The organism is Corallococcus sp. CA041A (genome assembly GCF_003612075.1).
Taxonomy (GTDB): Bacteria; Myxococcota; Myxococcia; order Myxococcales; family Myxococcaceae; genus Corallococcus; species Corallococcus exiguus.
In genome coordinates this window covers 40,852-62,980 of record NZ_RAWF01000015.1, presented here as the reverse complement: position 1 = coordinate 62,980, position 22,129 = coordinate 40,852, and the positions used below count along the sequence as shown (strand labels likewise).

Genomic DNA, 22,129 nt, shown 5'->3' with positions numbered 1-22,129 from the left:
GGACAACGCCCTGCCCCCTCGCGGCGGTACGGGAGCCACGGCGCCGGTTCCGGCGGGTACGCCCCCCGCGACGACGGGCGCCACGGCGCGTCCTCCGCCCGTGGCGTCGCGCTTCGGGCTGGCGGTGATCGCCGGGACGACGCGCGGCCAGCGCTACAAGCTGCCGGTGACGGGCTGCGTGGTGGGCCGCCAGCGCGGCGCCATCCTCTTCCCGGACGACGTCTTCGTGTCGCCGCTGCACGCCACCTTCCTGGTGAAGGACGGCGCCCTCTACGTGCGCGACGAGTCGAGCGCGTCGGGCGTCTACGTCACCTTCGCCGGCACGGAGCCGCTGGCGCCGCGAGCCCTCTTCAGCGCGGGCCAACGGCTGTTCCGCTTCACCGGCCGCGTGGAGTCCCCCGCGCCCGTGGCGGGCCGGCCCACCCCGTATGGTTCGCCCGCGCCGCTCGGCCAGGCGCTGTACGGCGTGGAAGAGGTTCACATGGGTGGCAGGGCGGGCCGCGCGGTGGTGACGGCCGCGGCGCTGCTCACCATCGGACAGGCCCACTGCGACCTGGCGTACCCGAATGACGAGGGGCTCGCCGGCCGGCACTGCGAGCTGAGCCCCACGGCGACCGGCGCGATGCTGCGCGACCTCTCCGGCGGCCTGGGCACCTTCGTGCGCATCCCGCCCGCGACGGAGCGCCCCCTGCGTCCGGGCGACCGCGTCCGCCTGGGCCAGCACGTCATGCAGGTCGAAACGCTGGGCTGACGGGAAGCGGCCCGCGCGGCACCGGGCCGAGTCGGTCCGGGCCGGGTACTACCGGCACTCAGGGCGACGAGGGACGCGCCACCGGGCTGCCGAGCCGGACTTCGATGTACGCGCGCGCACGCGAGTCGGGCATGTCGGTCAGGTGGCGCACCCACCAGCCGCGGGCCTCGTCCGTGTTGTCGCGCTGCCAGTACAGCTCACCCAGCTTGAGGGCCAGCTCCGCTTCCGGGTTGAAGTTGAAGGCCTCCTTGTAGCTGGAGGTCGCGCGGCCCAGCTCCCCGGCCATCACGTCGCGGTCCCCGTCCTGCGTCAGCTTGCGCGCCTTGTCCACGTTGCGCGCGTTGCTGGGGATCTGCCGCAGGTAGTCCGGCTGATCCGAACCGGAGGTGAGCAGCCGGGGCGCGTTGGGCGGCGCCACGTACTGGTTGCCTTCGGAGCCGCTGCCCGCGCCAATGCCGAAGTAGTAGACGAAGAAGCCCACCGCCCCCAGCACCAGCACGGTGGTGAGCGCCTTGAAGAAGAGGATGATGCCGTCGCCGCCACCGGAGGCGGGCGCGGCCACGGAGGTCCGGGTGCCCTCCTGCGCGAGCGTGGACTCCTCGGAGACAGGGGTGCGCGAATGCGGCAGGCCCTGCACGGTGGCTTCCACCGTCACGTCGTTCCAGGCCGTGTTGTTGCGGGCGGCGTTGTGCGCGGCCTGGGACTTGCGCGGGATGGGGGCCAGCACGCCAGACGCCTGGGGACGGCGCCCGCCCGTGTCGTTGGCGGCGGCCCCTCCGCGACGGCGCTCCTTGTCGACGGCGAGCAGCTCCGCCTTGAAGGCCCCGGCGTTGGCCGGCCGGTCATCCGGGTCCTTGGACAGGACGCGGAGGATCAGCCGCTCCATGCCTGGGGAGATGCGCGCATCAGGACGGCGGCGCGTGGGCGGGGGCGGCTCCTCGGTGAGGTGCTTGGTGGCGAAGCCCACCGCCGAGTCGGACTCGAAGGGGAGCAGGCCCGTCGTCAGCTGGTAGAGGATGACGCCCACCGCGTACAGGTCCGAGCGGTGATCCAACACCGCGCCCCGCGCCTGCTCGGGCGACATGTACTCGGGGGTGCCGCACACGAAGCCTGCGCGCGTAAGGGCCGGGCCCTCGTCCTGCGAGTCGGTGATCTTCGCGATGCCGAAGTCCAGCACCTTCACGAAGTCCGGCTCGTTGCGGCGCTGCTCCACCATGATGTTTTCGGGCTTGAGGTCCCGGTGGATGACGCCCGCGCCGTGCGCGTCCGACAGCGCGCTCAGGATCTGGAGGGCGATGCGCACCACGCGCGCCTCGCCCAGCGGCCACTCGCGGCTGAGGATCTGATGCAGGTCCTGCCCGGCCACGTACTCCATCGCGATGAAGAGCGCGCCGTCGTCAGCCTGGCCGAAGTCCAGCACGCTGATGGAGTTGGGGTGGTTCAAACGGCTGGCGGCCTTGGCCTCGCGCTGGAAGCGCGCGACGGTGCGCTCGTCCGACAGCAGCGTGTGGCGCAGCACCTTCAGCACCACCACCTTGTCCAACGCGAGCTGCCGGGCGCGGTACACCTTGCCCATGCCGCCCTCGCCGATGAGGGCTTCCACCCGGTACTTGGAGGCAATCGTCTTGCCCACGTATTCGTCGCCGCCCTCCGCCGAGCGCAGGAGCGTCGCGCCGCAGGCGGGGCAGTAACGGGAGGAGTCTTCGGCGTCGGCGCCGCAGGAAGGGCAGTACACGTCAGCGTCCAGTCAGTGGGCCCGGGACTTCACCATGCCCCTCGGGTGGGGGCAAGCCGTACGCTGTCGGGCCCCCCAACGCGGCGCGGGCCTGCTAGAAGGGCAACTCGCATGGACGCCGTGGACTATTGCCCCCGCTGTGACACCGAGAATTCCCGGGATGCCACTGTCTGCCGAGCTTGCGGCTCGGCGCTGCGCTCCGGAACCATGGTGATGGCCGTGGCGCACATCTCGTCGCGCCCACAGGTGTCCATCCGCGTGGTGCGCGCGGACGGCGGCCCTGAAGCGCTCGTGCGCATGCAGCGCGACACCCTCACCTGCGGCCAGCAGGCGGACATCGCGCTCAACGACGACCCGTTCATCATGCCCGTGCAGGCGCGCTTCTTCTTCTCCGGCGCCCGGCTCGCCATCGAGGACGTGGGCGGAGCCAACGGCGTCTTCGTGCGCCTGCGCAATGAGCGCGAGCTGCCCGCCGGCGGTGAGCTGCGCCTGGGCCGTCAGCGCATGGTGCTGGAGCCCATCCCCGCCGCGGCGTTGGGGCCCGGCGGCACGCAGGTGTGGGGCTCGCCGGATCCCGGCTACCGGCTGCGGCTCATCCAACTGCTGGAGGGCGGCCTGCGCGGCGCGGCCTTCCCGCTCAAGGACGGCGACAACCTGCTGGGTCGTGAGCAGGGCGACATCGCCTTCCCCACGGACGGCTTCGTGTCCGGGCGGCATGCGCTGCTGCAGGTCCGCGGGGACCGGCTGATGGTGCGCGACGTCGGCTCGTCCAACGGCACCTTCATCCGCCTGGCGGGGCCGACCTTCGTCGACAACGGCGACCACTTCCTCATCGGCCGTCAGCTGCTGCGGGTGGAAATCCAGCCCGCGGCGGCCTGAAGCAACGGCGCTTCGCTCGAGAGGCGCGGACCGCACGGGCATCGGAGCCCCGTGCGGCCCGGTGAAGCCACGGCCTTTAGCCGTAGGACTTCTCCTTCTTCTCCTGCTCTTCCTTGCAGCGGATGCAGAGCGTCGTCACCGGACGCGCATCCAGACGCTTGGGGGAGATGTCCTCCTCGCAGCGCTCGCAGATGCCGAAGGTGCCGTCCTCCACGCGCTTGAGGGCGCCGTCGATCTTCTGCAGGAGGAACTTCTCGCGGTCCCTCAGACGGAAGACCATGGACTGGGTGTACTCGGAAGCGGCCTGGTCGATTTCGTCAGGCAGGTCGTCCGTGTCGAAGGACGATTCCTCCACCAGGGTCTTCTTCGCGCTTTCGAGCAGGCTCGTTTTGCTGTCCTCGAGCATCTTCTTGTAACGCTTGAGATCTTTCTGGTTCACAGCCTGCGGCTCCGTTGGACGGGTAGAGGGGGCCTGACCCCGAAAAAAAGGGCCCGAAAGCTTTATTCATGCAGTTCCCAGTGTCAAGCTGACCTGCTTTAAAACGTGGGTGCACGAGGGGCGCCTTGAGCGACAACACGAAGTTCGATCGGGAATTCTTGCGCTCGGCGCTCTCCCTGGCCGCCAAAAGCGACGTCGACCACTTCCTCTACATCTGCGACACGCCCATTTCGCCGGACGACCTCCGGGGTAAGCCCGCACGCAAGAAGCTGGTGTACGCAGTGACCTTGGAGCCGCTGGCGCAGGAGCTCCTGCGCAAGAAGGCCCGCGCGCTCGTCATTCCCGCGTATGACTACTCGCGCACGGAGCGCGTGAAGGTGGCGCTCGTCTCCGCGCTGTCCCAGGGAGCGTTCAAGGAAGGCGACCTCGTGCTCTGCATGACGGGAAAGGTGGGCCGCGCTCCGGACATGCTGATGCAGATGCGCATCGGAGGATCGCTGGACGACCGGCTGGCCATCGAGGGCGTGAAGCTGGGCGAGGAGTTCAACTCGCAGGTGGTGGACGCGCTGATTCAACTGGCGCTGCAGATTGGCCAGGAGGGCTTCGAGGGCCACCCCATCGGGACCATCATCACGATTGGCGACCACACGAGCGTGCTGGAGAAGAGCCGGCAGCTCACCATCAACCCGTTCCAGGGCCTGTCGGAGTCCGAGCGCAACGTGCTCGACCCGAAGATTCGCGACGCCATCAAGAACTTCTCCGTGCTGGACGGCGCGTTCGTCATCCGCGAGGACGGCGTGGTGCTGGCCGCGGGCCGCTACCTGTCCGCCAACGACGACACGGTGAAGATTCCCCTGGGTCTGGGAGCGCGCCACGCGGCCTCCGCGGGCATCACGTCCTCCACCCACTGCATCGCGCTCACGGTGAGCCAGACCTCCGGCGCGGTGCGGCTCTTCAAGGGCGGCAACATCGTGCTGGAGCTGCACCAGACAGCGCGGCGGACCTGAGCGCCCTGCCCTACTTCACGCGCTCGGGCGCGGCGTGGGGCTGGTGCTCCTCGCGGTAGATGTCCGCCAGGGCGTGCGCCTTCTCCACCTCGTCGCGCGCCGCATCCAGCGCCATCACCCGGTCGAAGCGCTCCACCTGCTCGCGCAGTGCCTCCGTGACGACACCACCCGCGGCCATGCGCGCGGATGCACTTTCCCGCTCGATGCGCAGGTCCACCACGCGCTCGCCCAGCTCGCCGGCCGCGCCGAGCAGCAGCGCCGAGTCCCGCTCCGCGCGCCGCAGCGATTCCCGCGTGGATTCCAACAGGCGTTCCGTCTGCACGCGGTCGCGCTCCAGCACGCCCACGCCCTTCGCGTCCCCCCGGTCATGCGCCGTCTGACGCCGTCCGGCGATGTCGCCCAGGCGGGCTGTGTAGCGCGTCACTCCCCGGGAGAGCTCGCCCTTGAGGGCCAGCAGCGTGGCGGCGGACTTGCGCACCTCGGCCGCCTGACGCTCCAGGTCCTCGATGAGCCGGTCGAACGTGGCCAACGGGTCCACGGGCGCCGCGGGTGTCTTCTTGCGTTTGAGGAAGCCGAACATGGCGCGTGCCTTGAAGCCTACCCGAACGGGCGGCAGAGCAACCGCACCCGTTCCAACGCCTCGTCCACCGGACGCCCTCCGCCGGACAGCACGGCCAGGTAGCGCGCGGGCGTGAGTCCGTAGACGGACAGCAGGTGCTGCAGGAGCACCACGCTCTCCGTCGCGCGCCGGTCCGCGGAGGCGAGCGACGCGGCCTCGCCCACCGCCTCCAGGATGTCAGCCACCCGCGCCACCAGCTCCGCACCGGGGGTCTCCGGCACGGTGGACGCCGCGGGAGTGGACGGGAAGAGCGCGTCGAACGAGGCCTCCACGGCGACGCCCGCCCCGGGTGCGCGACCCGCCGCCACCGCCTCCAGCGCGTCCAGGTGCGGGGCCAGGGCCTCCAGGGCCTCCAGCGAGGCCGGCACGTCGCGAGGCAGGAGCGTGCGCCAGGGCGTGTCGAACTCCGTGCGCGCCCAGCGGATCTCCTCGTCGGAGAGCGGGTGGTAGAAGGCGCGGCCTCCCGCGGCGCGCTGCTCCAGCACCAGGGACTTGAGGTCCGGGTTCTCCTCTCCCAGCGAGATGAAGCTCAGCGCGATGTCCAGGGCCCCCATGGGCGCGCGCGTACGGCGGATGAGGTCCAGGTCCACGCGGTCCTCGCCGTCGGTGATGAGCACCACCGTGGCGCGAGCGAGGTACGGGTCGCGCCCCTGCGCGGCGCGGATGGAGTCGAAGGCGGACAGGAGGGCCAGCGAGATGTCCGTCTGCCCCTCCGCGGGAGAGTCCCGGAAGAGCTTCTCAATTTGCCGGGTCGCCTCCGCGGCGGTGTCCACGCGGGCCAGCTCCGTGGGCACGTCGTTGAAGAAGCTGAAGTAGAGCGGATCGAAGTTCTCTTCGCGCCGCGCCTTCACGCGCAGGTTGTTCAGCTCCGCGATGATCAACGCGTCACGGAAGCGCGCCCGCGCGCCGTGCATGGAGCCGGAGGCGTCACAGACGTAGACGCGCACGGCGGTGCGCTTCACCTTGCGCGGCTTGGGGGGCGGCGCGTCGTCCAGGTACGTGCGCACGAGCTGCCGGTGCCCCGCGAGGTCCTGGAGCAGGCGCCGTGGATCCGTGATGACGAAGTGGTGGATCTCATCCAGGCTGCCCGTCGTATCGAACGACATCGTCTGCGTCGGATAGGGCACCTGGCGCGGGACGGCCCGCACGGCGGCGGCATCCTTCTCGACGATCTCCTCCGACAACGCGTCCTCCACGTCGAAGAAGCGCGCGCACCCCGCCGCCAGGTCGAACGTGGCCAGCTGTTCCGGCTTCAGTGAGAACGCCAGGTCCGCGAGCTGCTCGTCCGGAGCGTCTTCCGCCTCGCGTCCGGAGTCGGCCTCGGCATCCGCCTCCCCCAGCCACTGCAGCCGCGTGCCCGCCTCCGCCTCCTCCACCATCCGCGTCAGCCGGGACTCCGGGGGAAGCAGCGGCGTCAGCGCGCGCCGGGCCGCCGAGGCCAGCTCCGCGTCTCCCGCTTCGATGGCGCGTTCGTAGAGGCCCTGCAACGAACGGTAGGCCTCGCGGGGATCCTCCTGGGCGGCCTTCCTCACGCCGCGCACCAGCGCCTCCAGGGAGCGCGTGGGCGGCACCTCGCGCACCCGCTCGCGCGCCTCCGCCACGTCGGTGCGCAGCGCCATGCTCCGCGCGCGATCCGCGTCCGTGGTGCCCAGGCGAAGCAGCATCTCGTGGGCCAGGTCCAGATCGCGCCGCTTCTGCACCAGGTCGATGACGTTGTCCCGAGCACGAGCGGCCAGCAGCTCCGCGACGGCCAGGCGCGCATTGGCCGGGGGCCGCTCCCGGGTCGTCCCCGCCGGGCGCTCGAAGATCTCGAACGGCGCGTCCTCACCGCCCTGCGTTTCCAGCGGCCGGCTGAAGAGATCCGCCACTTTCACCGCGCGGGCCAGCCGCACGAAGCCGCGGTCCAGCGCGGTGAGGGCCCCCGAAGGCATCTCGCCGGAACGGTGCGCCTTCTCCACCAGGCGCAGGCACTCCTCGTACTCCTCCAGGGCCTGGTTCGCGCGCGTCGCGAGCCCCTGCGCGAGCGCCCCCGCCCTGCCCCGCTGGGTGCCCAGCGCGAGCAACAGCCGGGCATCCGCGGCGGTGTGGACGCCCACGCGATCCAACTCGCGGTCGAGCGCCACGAGCACCGGCAGGCCCATGTCCTCCGGCCCCTTCAGCTTGCGGCCGAAGGGCCAGGACCACGGGCCGCCACGGGCCGCCACGGGCTGGCGGAGCGCATCCAGGCGCTGCCGCAGGGGAGTGAGCCGACGCGCCAGCACGTCTCAGCGCCGCCTTCCAAAAATTGCCCCGGCGCTCACTGCGCGGTCCGCCGCTCCAGCACCTGCCGGCTGAAGCGTCCGAAGTCCTCGTCGATGCCGCGAAGCTGGGCGGACAGCTTGCGCGCGCTCTCTCCCAGTTCGCCCGGGAGCGTCTCCAGCATGCCCAGCGTGGCCTTGAGCCTCACCATTTCGCCCTCCTTGAGCGCGAGCTGGGGGAAGCGGCTGCGCACCAGCCGCTCGAAGGTGCGCTCCGCGTCGGCGCGGCCGTTGAGGGCCTCCGGGGCGGGCAGCGCGGACAGCAGCTGGGTCAGCCAGCTGCGCAGGTACTTGATGCGCGACTGGAGGAAGGACAGCTCCGCCTCGGCCACGGCCGCGCGGACAGTGTCGGAGAGGAACGCGGATGAGGACGGGGGACGTGCCGCCATCAGCTGGCCGTCCAGGCCCACGAGCGCGGTCAGCTCGCCGTCGGGGGCCTGCGCGGACAGCTCGCCCCGGTAGTAGGTGTACGCGTCGCCATTGAGCACGGCGTTGGGTGCCGGCGGCGGGCTGGCCACCTCGCGAGATAGCACGCGAGCATGCTCCCGGAGGCGGTTCTCCATCAGGTCGCGGCACTCGGCGAGCACCGGCTCCGCCGTCACGCCCTCGCGGCGCAGGTTCTCCGCCACCGCCTGCACCGCGCGGCCGTACTGCTCGATGCGCTCGAACGGGGTCGCGCCCAGCACCTCGCGCGCGTACGCCACGCTCAGTGGCCGGAGCAGCTCCTGCTTCAACCCCGCCTGGGACGGATCCAACGCCGTCAGGGCGTTCTCCAGCTGGGTGAGCCGCCGCGAGTCCGCGGACAGCGCATCCAGCGGATCCTTGCGGCCCCGGGGCGCCTGGGCGGGGAACGCCGCCGAAACGCGGCGTCGGAGTGCGGCCACCACCCGGCGGCGAGTGTCCTTGTCCGCGTCGCGCAGCCGCTCGTGGAGGGAGGGCACCGCCTCGCTGAGCATCGCCGCCAGCGAGCCCATCACGCCCAGCTCCTCCTCCAGGTTCTCCGCGAGCCCGACCAGCCACTCCATCTTGACGCTGTCCTCGAACGCGAGCCCCTCCGCCGCGGACGCGCTCATCTCCAGCGCCTGCTCCAGGAACCGCGCGGCCGACTCGCACAGCGCGGGGTAGCCCGGCTTCAGCTCCGGAACCGACCGGCTCAGCTCCAGGACGTCGCGGATGGCGATGAGCAACGCCACACCGCCGCGCCCCTCCCCTTGCCCCGCCGTCATGCCCCGAGACAGCCGCTGCTCCAGGGCCGCCACCAGCGCACGCGCCGCCACCAGCAGCGGCGCCCGGTTCTGACCGTGGCGAGGCCCGGGCACCAGCTTGCCCAGCACGCCGCGCGCGGTGGTGGACACCACGCCCGCCTGCCAGTTGCGGCTCAGGCCCTCCGCGGCGTTCACGTCGTCCGCGGCCGCGAGCGTCGTCGCCTCGCGCTCCACGCCACCGCCCAGCTCCTGCCGCACCTTGCCCAGCACCTCGTCGAAGGTGCGCTGCTCCAGCCGGACGATCTCCAGCTGCGCCCGCTCACGAGGGTCCACCGCCGCCTTGAGCAGCGCGTCCGCCTCCGCCGCGGGAGGACCGCCCAGGAGGAAGAACCAGCGCAGCGCGTCCAGGTCCTCCACGGTCGCTTCGAGCGGCCGGTCCGGGCGGCGGTAGATCTGATCGCGCACCACCGCGGCCTTCAACGTCCAGAGCGCCTTCACCACCGAACGCTGGGAGAAGTACTTCGTGGGCACGTAGTCCGGCAGCTTCGACACCTGCGCCACGAGCGCGCGCTCCAGCGCGTCCGTGAGCATCTCCACGCCCTCCAGCACGTGGCCGGGCACCTTCACCTGGGCCACCGCGTCCTGGAGCAGGTCCAACTGCTGGAGCGTCAACGTGGCGCGCAGGTCCGGCCGCGTCCCGTGCACGAAACGGTGCAGCATGGCGGCCCGGCTCTCCCGCCGGGCGAAGGCCTTGGGCACGAAGCTGATGAAGCTCAACCGGTCCGCGAACGCCAGGAGCAGCTCCGGCGAGCGCGCGAGCACCTCCGTGAGGTACCGGTTGCTCGTCATCACCACGCACTCGGTGCGGCCGGTCGTCACCTTGCGGCCGTGCTTCAGCTCGCGCTCGTACATCACGTTGAGGATGGAGCGGAGCAGCATGTCCCGGCCGTCAAAAACTTCGTCCAGGAACGCGTGCACCGCGCCCAGCATGCCCTCGTCGGTGAGGTACTCGGTGCGCCCCGTCTCCGTGAGCACCTTGAAGTCCACCGGACCGATGAGGTCCGTCTGCAGCGTCGTCTCCGCGATCTGCTTGGAGAACAGCGACGGCAGGCCGGACACCTCGTCGGTGATGCGCCCCAGGACGGCGCTGGCGACGGCGCTCTTCGCCGTCCCGGGCGGCCCCACCACCAGCACGTGCTCGCGGCAGAGCAGCGCCAGCTCAATCTGCGTGAACAGCGTTTCCCGCTCCAGGTACGTCTCTCTCAGCTCCCCGAAGAAGCGGCGAAAGGACTGGGCGGCCTGCAGGTTGGGAGGAGGCGAAGTCACTAAAGGGCCAGAGGAGGATGCGGGGAAGGCCGCATGCTACCCGCGCCCCTCCCCCTATTTGAAGTGCACCGCGCAGGCCCCGTCGGGGCAGTTGCGACCCGCGATGCGGAAGCGGTAGCGAGCCACCACCCCATACACCGCGTCCGCCAGCTGCCGCAGTCCGGGGACGTAGTACACGTAGAGCAGCCGCCCCAACGGCCGCCGGCCCAGCGCGCGGACGATGGCCTCCGCTCCCTCCAGGACGCGGCCGTCCGCCTGGATGAGCTGCATGGCCTTCTCGCAGCGCTCGAAGCTCACCCCTGGGAAAGCGTCCAGGACGCCCTCGTCGCGGAACGAGAGCAGCCGCGTACCCTGCCCGCCCACCACCTTGCGCATCTCCCGCGCGGCGCCGCTGCAGACGCGGCAGTGGCTGTCGTAGAGCACCACGTCATGTCCCGGCGGTGTCGTCTGGAGCGTCGTCATGCGTCAGCGTCCCCTTGCGCCCAGTATGTCAACGCGGCTTGAGCATCTCATGCAGTTGTCCGTGCACGCTGCGCCAGATGTCGTGTTGCCGTTCAATAGGATCCATCAGCGCCATGCCCACCGACGTCGCCGGGGAGCTGCCCTGGAAGGCCGAGTACTGTCGGATGCGCGTTCCGCCACTGCCGTCGTCGTCGAAGACGAACTGGTTGGTGCCGCGCAGCGGGTGTCCGTCCAGGGTGGTGATGTGGACGACGCGCTCCGTCTCGTTGAGCTTCACGGCGATGGGCGCCCACACCGGCGGCGGCCCCTGCTCCTCCAGGAACAGCCGGGCGCCATCCGTCAGCGCGCTCGCCGCCGGCCGCAGCGAGATGCCCGCCGCCCCGAAGAGCAGCTCCGGGTTGCTGACGAAGGCCTCGAAGGCGTCCCTCGCGGACACGCCGGGGATGGTGCTGGTGTAGTCGGTGAGCGCCGTGGGAGCGCCAGCAATCGGCGGGCTCGGGTCCAGGTGCCCCAGCTGCTTGCGCGCGTAGGCATCCATCGAGGCGCCCTTGTCCAACGTCACGCTGAAGGCGGCGGCCTGGGTCTGCTCCAGAAGCCGCGCCCCCTGTTTCAGCTGCTCCTGGATGGAGCCCGTGGGCTTCGGCGGGAACGCGCCCCCCACGCCGAAGTCGAAGCCGTTGCCCTCCCGCGCCCGGGGCGCCACCTGCGGCGCCCTCGAGGGAGTCGTGGCCTGCGCGCCGGTCCCCCGAAACACCTCCACGGAGTTGGCCGGAGCAGCCGACGTCCGTGAAGGCGCCTCCAAACGCGGGGCCAGGGGAAGCGATGCGCCCTCGGGCGCGGCGAGGTCGGGGAGGACGCCGGACAGCAGGGAGTCGATGCGGGACATGGCGGGACACCTTCGTGGTGGACAGCGAGGAACCCACCCTCCCCTTGCAGTGCCTCCGCCACACGCTCCCGCGTGAATTCGCGGGGTTGCTCCCGGCCCTCATCCCGCGTCCGGCACACCCGTCCACCGCCGCGGAGAAAAGAAGAAGGCCGGCGCCCCTCGTCGGAGCACCGGCCCTTGGGACTTCAGCCCCCGCCGCGGGGCGGGAGGCTCACGGCGTCAAGACTGGCGGAACTCGGCGTCCACCACGTCGTCCTTCGCGGACGGCTGGGCGCTGGAGCCCGGAGCCGCGGAGGGCTCGGCGCCCGGAGGAGGCGTGGCGCCCGGCGCGCCGCCGGTGGCCCGGTACATCTCCTCCGCTGCCTTGTAGCTGGCCTGCTGGAGCTTCTCGAGGGCCGCCTTGATGGCGTCCTTGTCCTGCCCCTCGCGGACGGAGTTCAGCTCCGCGACACCGTCCTCGACGGCCTTCGCCACCTCGGGGGTGAGCTTGTCCTTGTTCTCCTTGATCATCTTCTCCGCGGCGTAGGACTGGCTCTCCGCCTGGTTCTTCACCTCGACCAGCTCGCGGCGCGCCTTGTCCGCGGACTCGTTGCTGCGCGCGTCGTCGACCATCTTGCTCACTTCGTCCTTCGACAGGCCGGACGAGTGGCTGATGGTGACCTTCTGCTCCTTGCCGGTCGCCTTGTCCTTCGCGTTGACGTTGAGGATGCCGTTCGCGTCGATGTCGAACGTCACTTCAATCTGCGGCACGCCGCGCGGCGCCGGGGGCATGCCGGTCAGGTGGAAGCGGCCGAGGCTGCGGTTGTCGCCCGCCATCTCGCGCTCACCCTGCAGCACGTGGATCTCCACCTGCGTCTGGCCATCCGCCGCCGTGGAGAAGGTCTCCGACTTGCGCGTGGGGATGGTGGTGTTGCGCTCGATGAGCTTCGTCATCACGCCGCCCAGCGTCTCCACGCCCAGGGACAGCGGCGTCACGTCCAGCAGGAGGATGTCCTTCACCTCGCCGCCGAGCACGCCCGCCTGCACCGCGGCGCCCAGCGCCACGACCTCGTCGGGGTTCACGGAGCGGTTCGGCTCCTTGCCGAACAGCTTCTTCACCGCCTCCTGCACCATGGGGATGCGCGTGGAGCCACCCACCAGGACGATCTCGTTGAGCTCCTTGGGGTCCAGCCCCGCGTCCTTCAGGCACTTGCGACACGGCTCCAGCGAACGCTCCACCAGCGGGCCAATCATCTGCTCGAACTTGGCGCGCGTGAGCTTCACGTTCAGGTGCTTCGGACCCGACGCGTCCGCCGTGAGGAACGGCAGGTTGATCTCCGTCTGCGTCGCGCTGGACAGCTCTATCTTGGCCTTCTCCGCCGCCTCCTTCAGGCGCTGGATGACCATCTTGTCCTTGCTGACGTCGAGCCCGGTGTCCTTCTTGAACTCGCTGATCAGCCAGTTCATGATCTCCAGGTCGATGTTGTCACCGCCCAGGTGCGTGTCGCCGTTGGTCGCGAGCACGTCCACCACGTTCTCGCCCACCTCCAGGATGGACACGTCGAAGGTGCCGCCGCCGAAGTCATAGACGGCGATCTTCTCATCCTTCTTCTTGTCCATGCCGTACGCGAGCGCCGCCGCGGTCGGCTCGTTCACGATGCGCTTCACCGTCAGGCCGGCGATCTCACCGGCATCCTTGGTGGCCTGGCGCTGGGCGTCGTTGAAGTACGCCGGGACGGTGATGACCGCCTCCGTCACCTTCTCACCCAGGTAGTTCTCCGCGGCGCGCTTGAGCTTCAGCAGCACCTGCGCGCTGATCTCCGGCGCGCTGTACTGCTTGCCGGCGATGTCCACGCGCGCGTCGCCGTTGGGGCCACGGCCCACCTTGTAGGGGACGAGCTTCGCTTCCTCGGTCGTCTCCTCGAAACGGCGGCCCATGAAGCGCTTCACCGAGTAGACGGTCTGCTCCGGGTTGGTGATGGCCTGGCGCTTCGCCACCTGACCGACCAGGCGCTCCCCGTCCTTCGTGAACGCGACCACCGAAGGCGTGGTGGGGGCTCCCTCTTCGTTGACGATGACCTTGGGCTCGCGACCCTCCATGATCGCCACCACGCTGTTCGTGGTGCCCAGGTCGATTCCGATAATCTTGCCCACGGTTCCCATCCTCTGGAAATGACTGCGTTTTTCCTGCGAAATCCCGATGTAAGCCCAACGTAACCACCCCCCCCGGCGTGTCAAACGCGAGGACGGGTTTCCCGTAGGCCCGGGCACCCAGCGCAAAGGTGATGACGCCCGCTGCGTAGCGCAGTGCGCAGGCCCGGCCGACCGCGTGTCACCGGAACGCCATCCGAGCGCCACGGGTGCGTAACGCGCTCTACACCGCCGTCACCCCGCGGTAGCAACCGGGCGGGCATTTTGGACACCAGCGGACCGTTCAACCCCTCGGAATCACTTCCACCTGCCCGCCTGACACCACGCGTCAGGGGTTGGCGAGAAAAGTGCACAGTCCGAACCGCGTCAGCGCTGTCATACCGCTCCCCGCCCCTTTGGAGTCGTCCATGCTGGTTCAGCCCCTGCGTTCCACGGACTTCCGCCGCTCGCCCGCGGCGCTTCCGTCCGTCGAACCGAAGGTCGCGGTGCTGCTGAACGCCAACGCCCGCAAGGTGGACGCCCGGGTGGTCAAGCTGCTGTCGCACGTGGTGCCGGAGGAGGACCTGTTCCTGTCGCGCTCGCCGCTGGACGCGCGGCGCATCGCGCAGACGGTACTGGAGCGGGGCTACCCCACGGTCTTCACCGGCGGCGGCGACGGCACCTTCATGGGCTTCGTCAACGAGGTGCTGCAGCAGGTGGGCCCGCGCGGGAAGTTCGCCGGCCAGGCCGCGCCGCGCTTCGGCATCCTCAAGCTGGGCACGGGCAACGGCATCGCGGCGTTCGTCAACGCGTCCAGCACCCGGGGCGACGGCATCCTCAACGACGTGGTGCGCGCCCGCGCGGCGGAAATCCCCAGCGTGCGCACCATGGACCTGGTGCAGGTGGACGGCCAGCGCGCGCCCTTCGCGGGACTGGGCGTGGATGGCAAGGTGCTCAACGACTACATCGCCGTGAAGGAGTCGCTGGGCAAGGGCCTGTTCAAGCGGGTCATGTCCGGCGGTGGCGGCTACTTCTCCGCGGTGGCCTTCAAGACGGTGCCGCACTACCTCACCAGCTCCGTGCTGGTGGAGTGCGAAGTCGTCAACGGCCCGTCTGAAGCCTACCGCCTGGGCGCGGAGGGCCAGACGGTGGGCGGGCCGCTGGCGCCGGGCGCGCTGCTCTTCCGGGGCAAGCTGATGATGGCCGCCGCGGGCACCATGCCCTTCTACGGCTACGGCTTCCGCATGTTCCCCCACGCGAATGACCGCCGGGGCTTCCTGCAGCTGCGCCTGGGACAGGTGTCGCCCACGCAGGTGCTGGCCAACCTCCCCCGCCTGTGGAACGGCCGCTGGGCGCCGGAAGGCCTGCACGACTTCCACGCCCGCGAGGTCACCATCCGCTTCGCGCGCCCCATGCCCTTCCAGGTCGGCGGCGACGCGGCCGGCTACCGCGAGCAGGTCACGCTGTCCGTGGCGCCCGAGTCCATCGAGCTGCTCGACTTCAACGGCGTGCAGTAGTCCCGGCGGTTGAAGGGCCCGCGTCTCCGGGCCCTCCCCCACGCATCAAGACTCCGACAGACTTCAGCCGCGGTCGCGCGACGCCGGGGGCTTCTCGCCCGGTTCCTTGCGACGGCCCACCGCGAACGCGTAGCTGACGCCCGGCCGCTGGTTGTGCTCGCGGTGCAGGGCCAGCTCCTCGCGGAAGGTGGCGCTCTCCGGCGAGGCGCCTTCCGGCAGGTTCGCTTCCATGTCCTTGTAGAGCGCGTCCAGCTCCGTGTCGTGCAGCGACTCCACGGACTCCGGCTCGAAGCCGGAGGTCTCCAGCGCCTGGAGCAGTTCGCGCGGAAGCAGCAGCGGCGCGCCCAGGCGCTTCTCCCAGAAGTCGAGCACGGGCTTGGGCGTGAAGCGGCCCACGCGCGCTGGGAAGGTGAAGCCCACGCGGCCGCGCTTGCCCAGCAGCGGGCGGAACACGCGCAGCGACACGTCCAGCGGGTATTGCACGCGCCCCGGCACGAGGATGCCGTGGAAGGGACCGTCCAGCATGCCCAGCGCGTCCGGCGCCACGCGGCGCACTTCGATGCGATCCGTCAGGCCCTGGCTGCGCACGCGCTCGCGGACAGGGGACACCAGGGTCTCATCCGTGTCCACGGCCACCACGGAGCACTTGAGTTCCTGGGCCAGCAGCACGGCGGCGCCGCCCTCCGGACCACAGCCGAGCACCAGCACTCGGGAGCCCTGCTCCAGCTGGGCCACCTTGGCGAAGCGGCGCGTGGCGTCGTCGGATCCGAACGCGCGCTGCGCCCCCGGCGGGTGGTACAGCGGGAATTGCTCAGCGGGACTCATTCCACCCTCATATACGCACCCCGGCCGGACTTCCAGCCGCCGGCCGCCTCCGGGCGCCCTGGGGCATCCGCCCGCGCACCGCCTGCCTCACAGGTAGTAGACGATGCGGGGATCCTGGTGCAGCTCCGCGTAGATGCCCCGGCGCTGCTCCTCGGACAACAGCAGCACGGACACGCTCAGGGACACGAACTTCCCCTTGCGGCTGTGCTGCACGTGGATGGAGTCCGGGGAGACCTCCGAGCCCAGCTTCCGCCGGAAGAGCGAGCGCACGTGCTCCTCGAAGCCGGGCGTCTCCTCGACCGTCGCCTTGCCCATCACCTTGTACTCGTAGACGGAGGGGTACTCGACGAGGGGCTTCTTCTCCTCGCCGGGGGCGTCGGTCTTGTCGGTGCCATCCTGGGTCATGACTCGTCTCTATCAGGCGCGGGCCTTGGGCGCTTCACAGCAGGTTGGCCGCCAACTCGGCCAGCATGCTGCGCTCGCCCTTGGCCATGGTGATGTGGCCGGCGATCTTCTCGTTCTTGAAGCGGTTGACCACGTGCACGAGCCCGTTGTTCGTGGAGTCCACGTACGGGTTGTCGATCTGGAACGGGTCGCCGGTGAGGATGATCTTCGTGTTGTCGCCCACGCGGGTGAGGATGGTCTTCACCTCGTGCGGGGTGAGGTTCTGCGCCTCGTCCACGATGATGAACTGGTTGGGGATGCTGCGCCCGCGGATGTACGTGAGCGGTTCGATTTCCATCAGCCCCAGGTCGATGAGCTCATGGTGGCCGCGCCCGGCCTTCTTGTCCGCGCGGCTCAGGTTCATGAGGAACTCGACGTTGTCGAAGATGGGCTGCATCCAGGGGTTGAGCTTCTCCTCGACGCTGCCCGGCAGGTAGCCGATGTCCCGGCCCAGGGGGAAGATGGGACGGCTGACCAACAGCTTGTGGTACAGCCCCTCCTCCGTCACCTTCTGCAGGCCCGCGGCGATGGCGAGCAGCGTCTTGCCCGTGCCCGCCTTGCCCACGATCGTGACGAGTTTGATCTCGTCATTGAGCAGCAGGTCCAGGCAGAAGGCCTGCTCCATGTTGCGCGGCCGGATGCCCCAGGTGCCTTCCTTGCTGTTGCGCGCGAGCGGTACCAGCCGCGCCTTGGCGCCACTGAAGCGGGCCATGGCGGTGTGGGACGGGTTGAGCTCGTCCTTGAGCAGCACCAGCTGGTTGGGGAAGAGCCGGTCCTGGGCCGGCACCTCCACTTCACCGCCGGGCTTGTAGAGCTGATCCACCATCTCCGTGGGGACGAGCAGCTCCGTGAAGCCGGTGTAGAGGTCGGTGATTTCGACGCGCTCGGTGTCGAAGTCCTGGGCGGAGAGGCCCAGGGCGTCGGCGCGGATCCGCAGGTTGGTGTCCTTGGTGATGAAGACGGCCTGGGTCTCCGGCTCGGTCTCCATCATGTCCAGGGCCACCGCGAGGATGCGGTTGTCCACCAGGTTGCTGTCCGCCATGGAGGACGGCAGCGAACGGTCGGTGAAGGCCACGCGGAGCATCCCGCCGTGCGGCAGCGGGACACCCTCCTTCAAGGAGCCCTCGGCGCGGAAGGAATCCAGGTAGCGCGCCACCAGTCGCGCGTTGCGCCCCAGTTCGGAGAGATCGCGCTTGAACTGATCGATCTCCTCGATGACGTAGATGGGGATGATGACGTTGTTGTCCTTGAACCCGTAGATGCTGCGGGGGTCATGGAGGAGGACGTTCGTGTCGAGGATGAAGTTCTTTCGCATCGAGGGCTTCGCGACCTGACCTGGTTCGGGTGCGATTGCTGACGGCGAGCGACGACCGTGGAGGACCAACACCGCTGAATATAGGCACCGAACGAGGGGCCAGCAGCCGCATTCCCGTCTGAAAGCGCGAAGGTCCGTCCGAAACAGCACGGGCGTTCCGGAAACGGGGCGCTACCGCGGGCCCCTCAGGACGTCGCGGCCGAGCGCACCGGGGCCGGCGCGGGCTCGCTGGCGTCCTGGAAGAGCGACGCGGGCGCCAGCGGATCATACCCGAGCACCTCCACCACCCTTTCGGGCGGAGGGCCGGGAGGCATGCGGGCCCAGGGGAAGCGCGCCTGCAACGCCTCTTCGTCCAGCGACAGCGCCTGCTTCGCGTGGAGGCGCCAGGCCTTGTGCCAACCGCCCGTGTCGAGCCGCCGGGCCACCCGCCGCGACAGGGGGCTGATCATCGGCGTGGGCGTGAAGAGGGTCGGCTGTCCCTGCGCGTCCCGCATGCAGCCCAACTCCACCGCCCACGCCAGCATCCAGCGGGGCCAGCCGCGGCCCGCGCGGCGAAGGGCGCTGAAGTGCCCCTGCGCGACGCCGTCCGCGAAGGTGAAGCGCCGCTCGTAGACGCACGCGGCGGAGAAGGTCGCGGGCATCAGCGCCACGCCTTCCGCGCCGATGCGGCGGGCCATGAGGTGCAGGAGCTCCAGCAGGTCGCGCGACAGCGAGAGTCCAGGATGGAGCTGTCCCGGCAGCGGCGGACGGTTCCAGTCGAAGGGGCGCCCCGGGTGCTGCAGGAGGAGGCTGTCCACGTAGAGCAGCGGCGCCTCCGCGGCCGAGCGGGTGAAGCCGACCTCCGCGCCCATGGCCTGACGCAGGGACAGGTCCACGACGGCAGCGTGATAGCGGCGGCTCAGGAGCGTGATGCGCGGCTGGAACGGGTCCTGGCAGGACAGGCGCAGCTCGACGGGCCCTACCCGCTCTTCCAGGCGCTGCGCGAAGCCATAGGCCCGGAGGGCGTGCTCCAGGCCCTCGCGGCTGTAGGTGCCGAACGCCAGGCCCACGCGGTCGCCGCCGGACTCCAGGCCCAGGTCCTCCAGGGACAGGGACTCCCCCGCGGACGCGGCCAGGTCCGCGCTGTTCAGGCGCGAATAGATGCGGCGAGCATGGGTGGTGAGCTCTGGCGTCCGGGGCATGGGAGCGTCCTAGTCGTAGCGGATGTCCACCAGGGTGAGTTCAATCTCCCCCCGCGGGCGCCGCACCTCCACGGTGTCGCCCGGGGCCTTGCGCAGGAGCGCGCGGCCCATGGGTGACTCGACGCTGATGCGGCCTCCGGCGGCGTCGATCTCGTCCGAACCGACAATCTGGTACGTGCTGCGGATTCCGCCCTCGTCCTCCAGGGTGACGGTGGCGCCGAAGTAGACTTTCGAGCGGTCCGCCTGTTCCGAGGGGGTGACGATGGTGGCGGTGTCCAGGCGCTTCGAGAGGAAGCGGATGCGCCGGTCGATCTCCCGCAGGCGCTTCTTGCCGTAGATGTATTCGGCGTTTTCTGAACGGTCGCCCTGGGCAGCGGCGGCGGAGACCTCGGCGGTGACCTTGGGGCGGGCCTCGTTGAGCAGCTGGAGCAGCTCGCGGTGCATGCGCTCGGCGCCCGCGCGGGTGAGGTAGCGGCGGAACGGGGCCTGCTCCCCTGCCTCTTCGTCCTCGGCGGCGTCGTCGGGCGGTTCGGGAGCTTCCTGGGCCATGCCCCGTGTATAGCGCCGGACGCTGACGGACGGCGGGTGCCCGGCGAGCGGATGTTCACCCAGGGGCGGGACGGAGCGTGTCAGGAAGGGGCGCCTGCGATCGCCAGTGGAACTCCCCGGGCGCTGCTGGTAGGAAGCGCCTCGCGGGGCCGCTGGCGGATCCGCAGCCGGTGCCAAAAAAAGAATAGCGAGTCGCTAGCTCAGCTGGTAGAGCACCGGCCTTTTAAGCCGAGGGTCGGGGGTTCGAGCCCCCCGCGACTCAAGCAGTGACGACGTCCCCGTCGTCTAGAGGCCCAGGACGCTGGCCTTTCAAGCCGGTAACACGGGTTCGAATCCCGTCGGGGACACTGGAACAGCCCCGTAAGTGCCCGGAAACACAGGGTACTTACGGGGCTGAACCGTTCATGGGGGTTCGCAGGAGTCTGCTCGATTACGTACGGATTACGTACGCAGATTGCCTCCTGGAATCGCCCTCCCCTTTCCCGGTTGACCTTCGAACGGGATCCGTACGGTCCCAATCGTGCTCAGCAACCGCTGGGCCTCCGCTTCAGCGACAACCATGTCGGCCCGGAACGCTCCTCCCGCGTCCATTGCGGCGGCGGTTCGGTGCCTATGCAGGGCCGCACATCTGAAGTCAGGCACCGCAGAGCAGAAGCGGGAGACCCGTAAACTGGGGGATCGCCTCGTAGGCTACGGTATGTTCCGCCTCCGATGGCACTCTCATCCCGTCTGACTCCACAGCAGCGACGTGCCGCCCTGGAGCAGCTCTCCAGGGACCGGCTGACCAGCCTCTCCGACCACTTCGGGCTCGATGTCGGCGACCGTCGCGTCATCCAGAACCACGTCAACGCCATTGTCCGGTCCCAGTCCGTGGACTTCGGTGTCCTGCTGGGGCTGCTCAAGCGCGAGGAGCTTCAGGCCATCTGCGGGGCGCTGGGCCTGGCTCAGGCTGGCCGAGAGAAGGAAGTCCTGGTCCAGCGGATCCTCGGCGGCAGCGGCGAGTCCGACTCCAGCAGTGGCAAGAGCCAGAAGAACGGCAACGGAGCCGCCGCGCAGATGGCGCCCGACCTCCCCGCCACCGGCAAGCTCACGGTAGATCAGCTCGAACGGTACCTGTGGAGCGCCGCCGACATCCTCCGGGGCAGCATCGACTCCTCCGACTACAAGAACTTCATTTTCGGGCTCCTGTTCCTGAAGCGGATCTCCGACGTGTTCGAGGAGGAGGCCGAGAAGCTCATCGCCGACGGCCACCCGCCGGAGGTCGCCTGGGAGGACAAGGACGAGCACCAGTTCTTCGTCCCGAAGTCGGCCCGGTGGTCGGAGATCCAGAAGGTCGCGACCAACATCGGCGAGGCGCTGAACAAGGCGTGCGCCAAGCTGGAGGAGCAGAACAGCGCCCTCGACGGCATCCTCGCTGGCATCGATTTCAACGACGAGCGGAAGCTCGGGGACACGAAGAACCGGGACACGGTGCTGTCGCGGCTGGTGCAGCACTTCTCCAAGGTCTCGTTGAGGAATTCGTCGCTCGCCGAGCCGGACATGTTGGGGCGCGCCTACGAGTACCTCATCGAGAAGTTCGCCGACGATGCGGGGAAGAAGGGCGGCGAGTTCTACACGCCCAAGAAGGTCGTGGAGCTGATCGTCGAGTTGCTCCGGCCCACCGAGGACATGCGCATCTGCGACCCGACCTGCGGTTCAGGCGGGATGATGATCGAGTGCGCGAACTACGTGAAGCGGCACGGCGGCAGCTCCCGGAAGCTGTCCCTGCACGGCCAGGAGAAGAACCTCGGGACCTGGGCCATCGCGAAGATGAACATGCTTCTACATGGGTTGTCGGACCACCGCATCGAGAAGGGCGACACCATCCGGTCGCCGAAGCTCATAGATGCCAGCGGGCTCCTGCTCTACGACCGGGTGATCGCCAATCCACCCTTCTCCCTCGACGAGTGGGGCGTAGAGGTCGCCGAGGCGGACGCCCACGGGCGCTTCCGGTTCGGGGTCCCACCGAAGACCAAGGGAGACTTGGCGTTCGTCCAGCACATGATTTCAATCCTCAACGGCGAGCGGGGGCAGCTCGGCGTCGTGATGCCCCATGGCGTCCTCTTCCGTGGTGGCAGCGAGGCCGAGATCCGGAAGGGCTTCCTCACGGAGGATCTCATTGAGGCCGTCATCGGCTTGCCCTCGAACCTCTTCTACGGGACCGGCATCCCGGCGGCGGTGCTGATCATCAACCGGGCGAAGCCGGCCGACCGTCGAGGCAAGGTGCTGGTCATCAACGCCTCGGCGGAGTTCCAGGAGGGTAAGGCTCAGAACTATCTCCGCGACCAAGACGTGAAGAAGATCGCCGCAACGTTCCACGCATTCAAGGACGTGGAAGGGTACGCCCGCATGGTCTCGGTGGAGGAGATCGAGAGGAACGACTTCACCCTGAACATCAGCCGGTATGTGGACACCGCCGAGGAGGTTGCCACGGTGGATGTGGCCGAGGCCGTCAGGAAGTTGCGGCAGCTTGAAGTTGAGCGCGCCGCAGCCGAGGCCAAGATGAACGCCTTCCTGAAGGACCTTGGGTATGCCGAGTAGCAC

Annotated in this window: 18 protein-coding genes and 2 tRNA genes; 7 read left to right on the top strand and 13 right to left on the bottom strand. The window is 69.5% G+C overall.

The features are described 5' to 3' along the window. A partial coding sequence (locus tag D7V77_RS05040) for an FHA domain-containing protein (RefSeq protein ID WP_120575132.1) occupies positions 1-751 on the top strand: 751 nt, incomplete at its 5' end. 58 nt (positions 752-809) lie between these two features. Here the strand turns inward: D7V77_RS05040 and D7V77_RS05035 are convergent. Next, the gene (locus D7V77_RS05035) at positions 810-2,486 is read right to left on the bottom strand and encodes a serine/threonine-protein kinase (protein ID WP_120575129.1); all 1,677 of its coding nucleotides are present in this window, start codon (positions 2,484-2,486) and stop codon (positions 810-812) included. Between the two features lie 111 nt (positions 2,487-2,597). On the opposite strand from D7V77_RS05035, the gene D7V77_RS05030 reads away from it, so the two are divergent. Next, entirely contained in the window at positions 2,598-3,365 is a 768-nt protein-coding gene (locus D7V77_RS05030) for an FHA domain-containing protein (protein ID WP_014395768.1), read from the top strand. Positions 3,366-3,441: 76 nt separating this feature from the next. On the opposite strand, the gene D7V77_RS05025 is transcribed toward D7V77_RS05030, so the two are convergent. Further along, positions 3,442-3,804 (bottom strand): TraR/DksA C4-type zinc finger protein, encoded by a 363-nt coding sequence (locus tag D7V77_RS05025; RefSeq protein WP_120564404.1) that lies wholly within the window; start codon positions 3,802-3,804, stop codon positions 3,442-3,444. 125 nt (positions 3,805-3,929) lie between these two features. Between D7V77_RS05025 and D7V77_RS05020 the strand changes: the two genes are divergently transcribed. Further along, a complete protein-coding gene (locus tag D7V77_RS05020) occupies positions 3,930-4,811 on the top strand; it encodes a diadenylate cyclase (RefSeq protein WP_120575128.1) in 882 nt (293 codons plus the stop codon). Between the two features lie 10 nt (positions 4,812-4,821). On the opposite strand, the gene D7V77_RS05015 is transcribed toward D7V77_RS05020, so the two are convergent. The 6 genes from D7V77_RS05015 to dnaK all read right to left on the bottom strand — a co-directional run bounded on the left by D7V77_RS05015 (position 4,822) and on the right by dnaK (position 13,739). After that, positions 4,822-5,391, bottom strand: coding sequence for a PspA/IM30 family protein (locus D7V77_RS05015; protein ID WP_120575127.1), 570 nt, complete (start codon positions 5,389-5,391; stop codon positions 4,822-4,824). Between the two features lie 17 nt (positions 5,392-5,408). Then, positions 5,409-7,691, bottom strand: coding sequence for a vWA domain-containing protein (locus tag D7V77_RS05010; protein WP_120575126.1), 2,283 nt, complete (start codon positions 7,689-7,691; stop codon positions 5,409-5,411). A 35-nt stretch (positions 7,692-7,726) separates the two neighbouring features. Further along, the gene (locus D7V77_RS05005; RefSeq protein ID WP_120575125.1) at positions 7,727-10,258 is read right to left on the bottom strand and encodes an AAA family ATPase; all 2,532 of its coding nucleotides are present in this window, start codon (positions 10,256-10,258) and stop codon (positions 7,727-7,729) included. 54 nt (positions 10,259-10,312) lie between these two features. Further along, positions 10,313-10,720 carry a thiol-disulfide oxidoreductase DCC family protein gene (locus D7V77_RS05000; protein WP_120575124.1) on the bottom strand — a complete coding sequence of 136 codons (408 nt, stop codon included), beginning with the start codon at positions 10,718-10,720 and terminating at the stop codon, positions 10,313-10,315. Positions 10,721-10,748: 28 nt separating this feature from the next. Continuing rightward, on the bottom strand, positions 10,749-11,606 hold the full coding sequence (locus D7V77_RS04995) for a hypothetical protein (RefSeq protein WP_120575123.1): 858 nt from the start codon (positions 11,604-11,606) through the stop codon (positions 10,749-10,751). 219 nt (positions 11,607-11,825) lie between these two features. After that, positions 11,826-13,739, bottom strand: coding sequence for a molecular chaperone DnaK (gene dnaK / locus D7V77_RS04990; RefSeq protein ID WP_120575131.1), 1,914 nt, complete (start codon positions 13,737-13,739; stop codon positions 11,826-11,828). A gap of 404 nt (positions 13,740-14,143) precedes the next feature. Here dnaK and D7V77_RS04985 point away from each other — a divergent pair, with 404 nt between their 5' ends. Beyond that, positions 14,144-15,232 carry a diacylglycerol kinase family protein gene (locus D7V77_RS04985; protein ID WP_120575122.1) on the top strand — a complete coding sequence of 363 codons (1,089 nt, stop codon included), beginning with the start codon at positions 14,144-14,146 and terminating at the stop codon, positions 15,230-15,232. A gap of 63 nt (positions 15,233-15,295) precedes the next feature. Here D7V77_RS04985 and D7V77_RS04980 read toward each other — a convergent pair whose 3' ends face one another. The 5 genes from D7V77_RS04980 to greB all read right to left on the bottom strand — a co-directional run bounded on the left by D7V77_RS04980 (position 15,296) and on the right by greB (position 19,546). Further along, complete coding sequence (locus tag D7V77_RS04980) at positions 15,296-16,057, bottom strand: cyclopropane-fatty-acyl-phospholipid synthase family protein (protein WP_120575121.1); 762 nt, start codon at positions 16,055-16,057, stop codon at positions 15,296-15,298. Positions 16,058-16,144: 87 nt separating this feature from the next. Continuing rightward, entirely contained in the window at positions 16,145-16,462 is a 318-nt protein-coding gene (locus D7V77_RS04975; RefSeq protein WP_120575120.1) for a YbeD family protein, read from the bottom strand. A gap of 34 nt (positions 16,463-16,496) precedes the next feature. After that, a complete protein-coding gene (locus tag D7V77_RS04970) occupies positions 16,497-17,816 on the bottom strand; it encodes a PhoH family protein (protein ID WP_120575119.1) in 1,320 nt (439 codons plus the stop codon). 185 nt (positions 17,817-18,001) lie between these two features. Beyond that, on the bottom strand, positions 18,002-18,997 hold the full coding sequence (locus tag D7V77_RS04965) for a deacetylase (RefSeq protein WP_120575118.1): 996 nt from the start codon (positions 18,995-18,997) through the stop codon (positions 18,002-18,004). A 9-nt stretch (positions 18,998-19,006) separates the two neighbouring features. After that, positions 19,007-19,546, bottom strand: coding sequence for a transcription elongation factor GreB (gene greB, locus D7V77_RS04960; protein ID WP_120575117.1), 540 nt, complete (start codon positions 19,544-19,546; stop codon positions 19,007-19,009). Positions 19,547-19,735: 189 nt separating this feature from the next. Between greB and D7V77_RS04955 the strand changes: the two genes are divergently transcribed. The 3 genes from D7V77_RS04955 (at position 19,736) to D7V77_RS04945 (ending at position 22,126) form a co-directional block, all read left to right on the top strand. Continuing rightward, positions 19,736-19,808: transfer RNA gene (locus D7V77_RS04955), tRNA-Lys, on the top strand. Positions 19,809-19,820: 12 nt separating this feature from the next. Then, positions 19,821-19,893, top strand: a tRNA-Glu gene (locus D7V77_RS04950). 364 nt (positions 19,894-20,257) lie between these two features. Next, positions 20,258-22,126: a class I SAM-dependent DNA methyltransferase gene (locus tag D7V77_RS04945; protein WP_120575116.1), complete on the top strand. Its 1,869-nt coding sequence runs from the start codon at positions 20,258-20,260 to the stop codon at positions 22,124-22,126. Positions 22,127-22,129 lie beyond the last annotated feature (3 nt).

Coding starts and splice junctions, on each gene's coding strand:
- D7V77_RS05030 (WP_014395768.1), top strand. CDS start 2,598: ATGGACGCCGTGGACTATTGCCCCCGCTGTGACACCGAGAATTCCCGG.
- D7V77_RS05015 (WP_120575127.1), bottom strand. CDS start 5,391: ATGTTCGGCTTCCTCAAACGCAAGAAGACACCCGCGGCGCCCGTGGAC.
- D7V77_RS05000 (WP_120575124.1), bottom strand. CDS start 10,720: ATGACGACGCTCCAGACGACACCGCCGGGACATGACGTGGTGCTCTAC.
- D7V77_RS04995 (WP_120575123.1), bottom strand. CDS start 11,606: ATGTCCCGCATCGACTCCCTGCTGTCCGGCGTCCTCCCCGACCTCGCC.
- D7V77_RS04985 (WP_120575122.1), top strand. CDS start 14,144: ATGCTGGTTCAGCCCCTGCGTTCCACGGACTTCCGCCGCTCGCCCGCG.
- D7V77_RS04980 (WP_120575121.1), bottom strand. CDS start 16,057: ATGAGTCCCGCTGAGCAATTCCCGCTGTACCACCCGCCGGGGGCGCAG.
- D7V77_RS04975 (WP_120575120.1), bottom strand. CDS start 16,462: ATGACCCAGGATGGCACCGACAAGACCGACGCCCCCGGCGAGGAGAAG.
- D7V77_RS04970 (WP_120575119.1), bottom strand. CDS start 17,816: ATGCGAAAGAACTTCATCCTCGACACGAACGTCCTCCTCCATGACCCC.
- D7V77_RS04965 (WP_120575118.1), bottom strand. CDS start 18,997: ATGCCCCGGACGCCAGAGCTCACCACCCATGCTCGCCGCATCTATTCG.
- greB (WP_120575117.1), bottom strand. CDS start 19,546: ATGGCCCAGGAAGCTCCCGAACCGCCCGACGACGCCGCCGAGGACGAA.
- D7V77_RS04945 (WP_120575116.1), top strand. CDS start 20,258: ATGGCACTCTCATCCCGTCTGACTCCACAGCAGCGACGTGCCGCCCTG.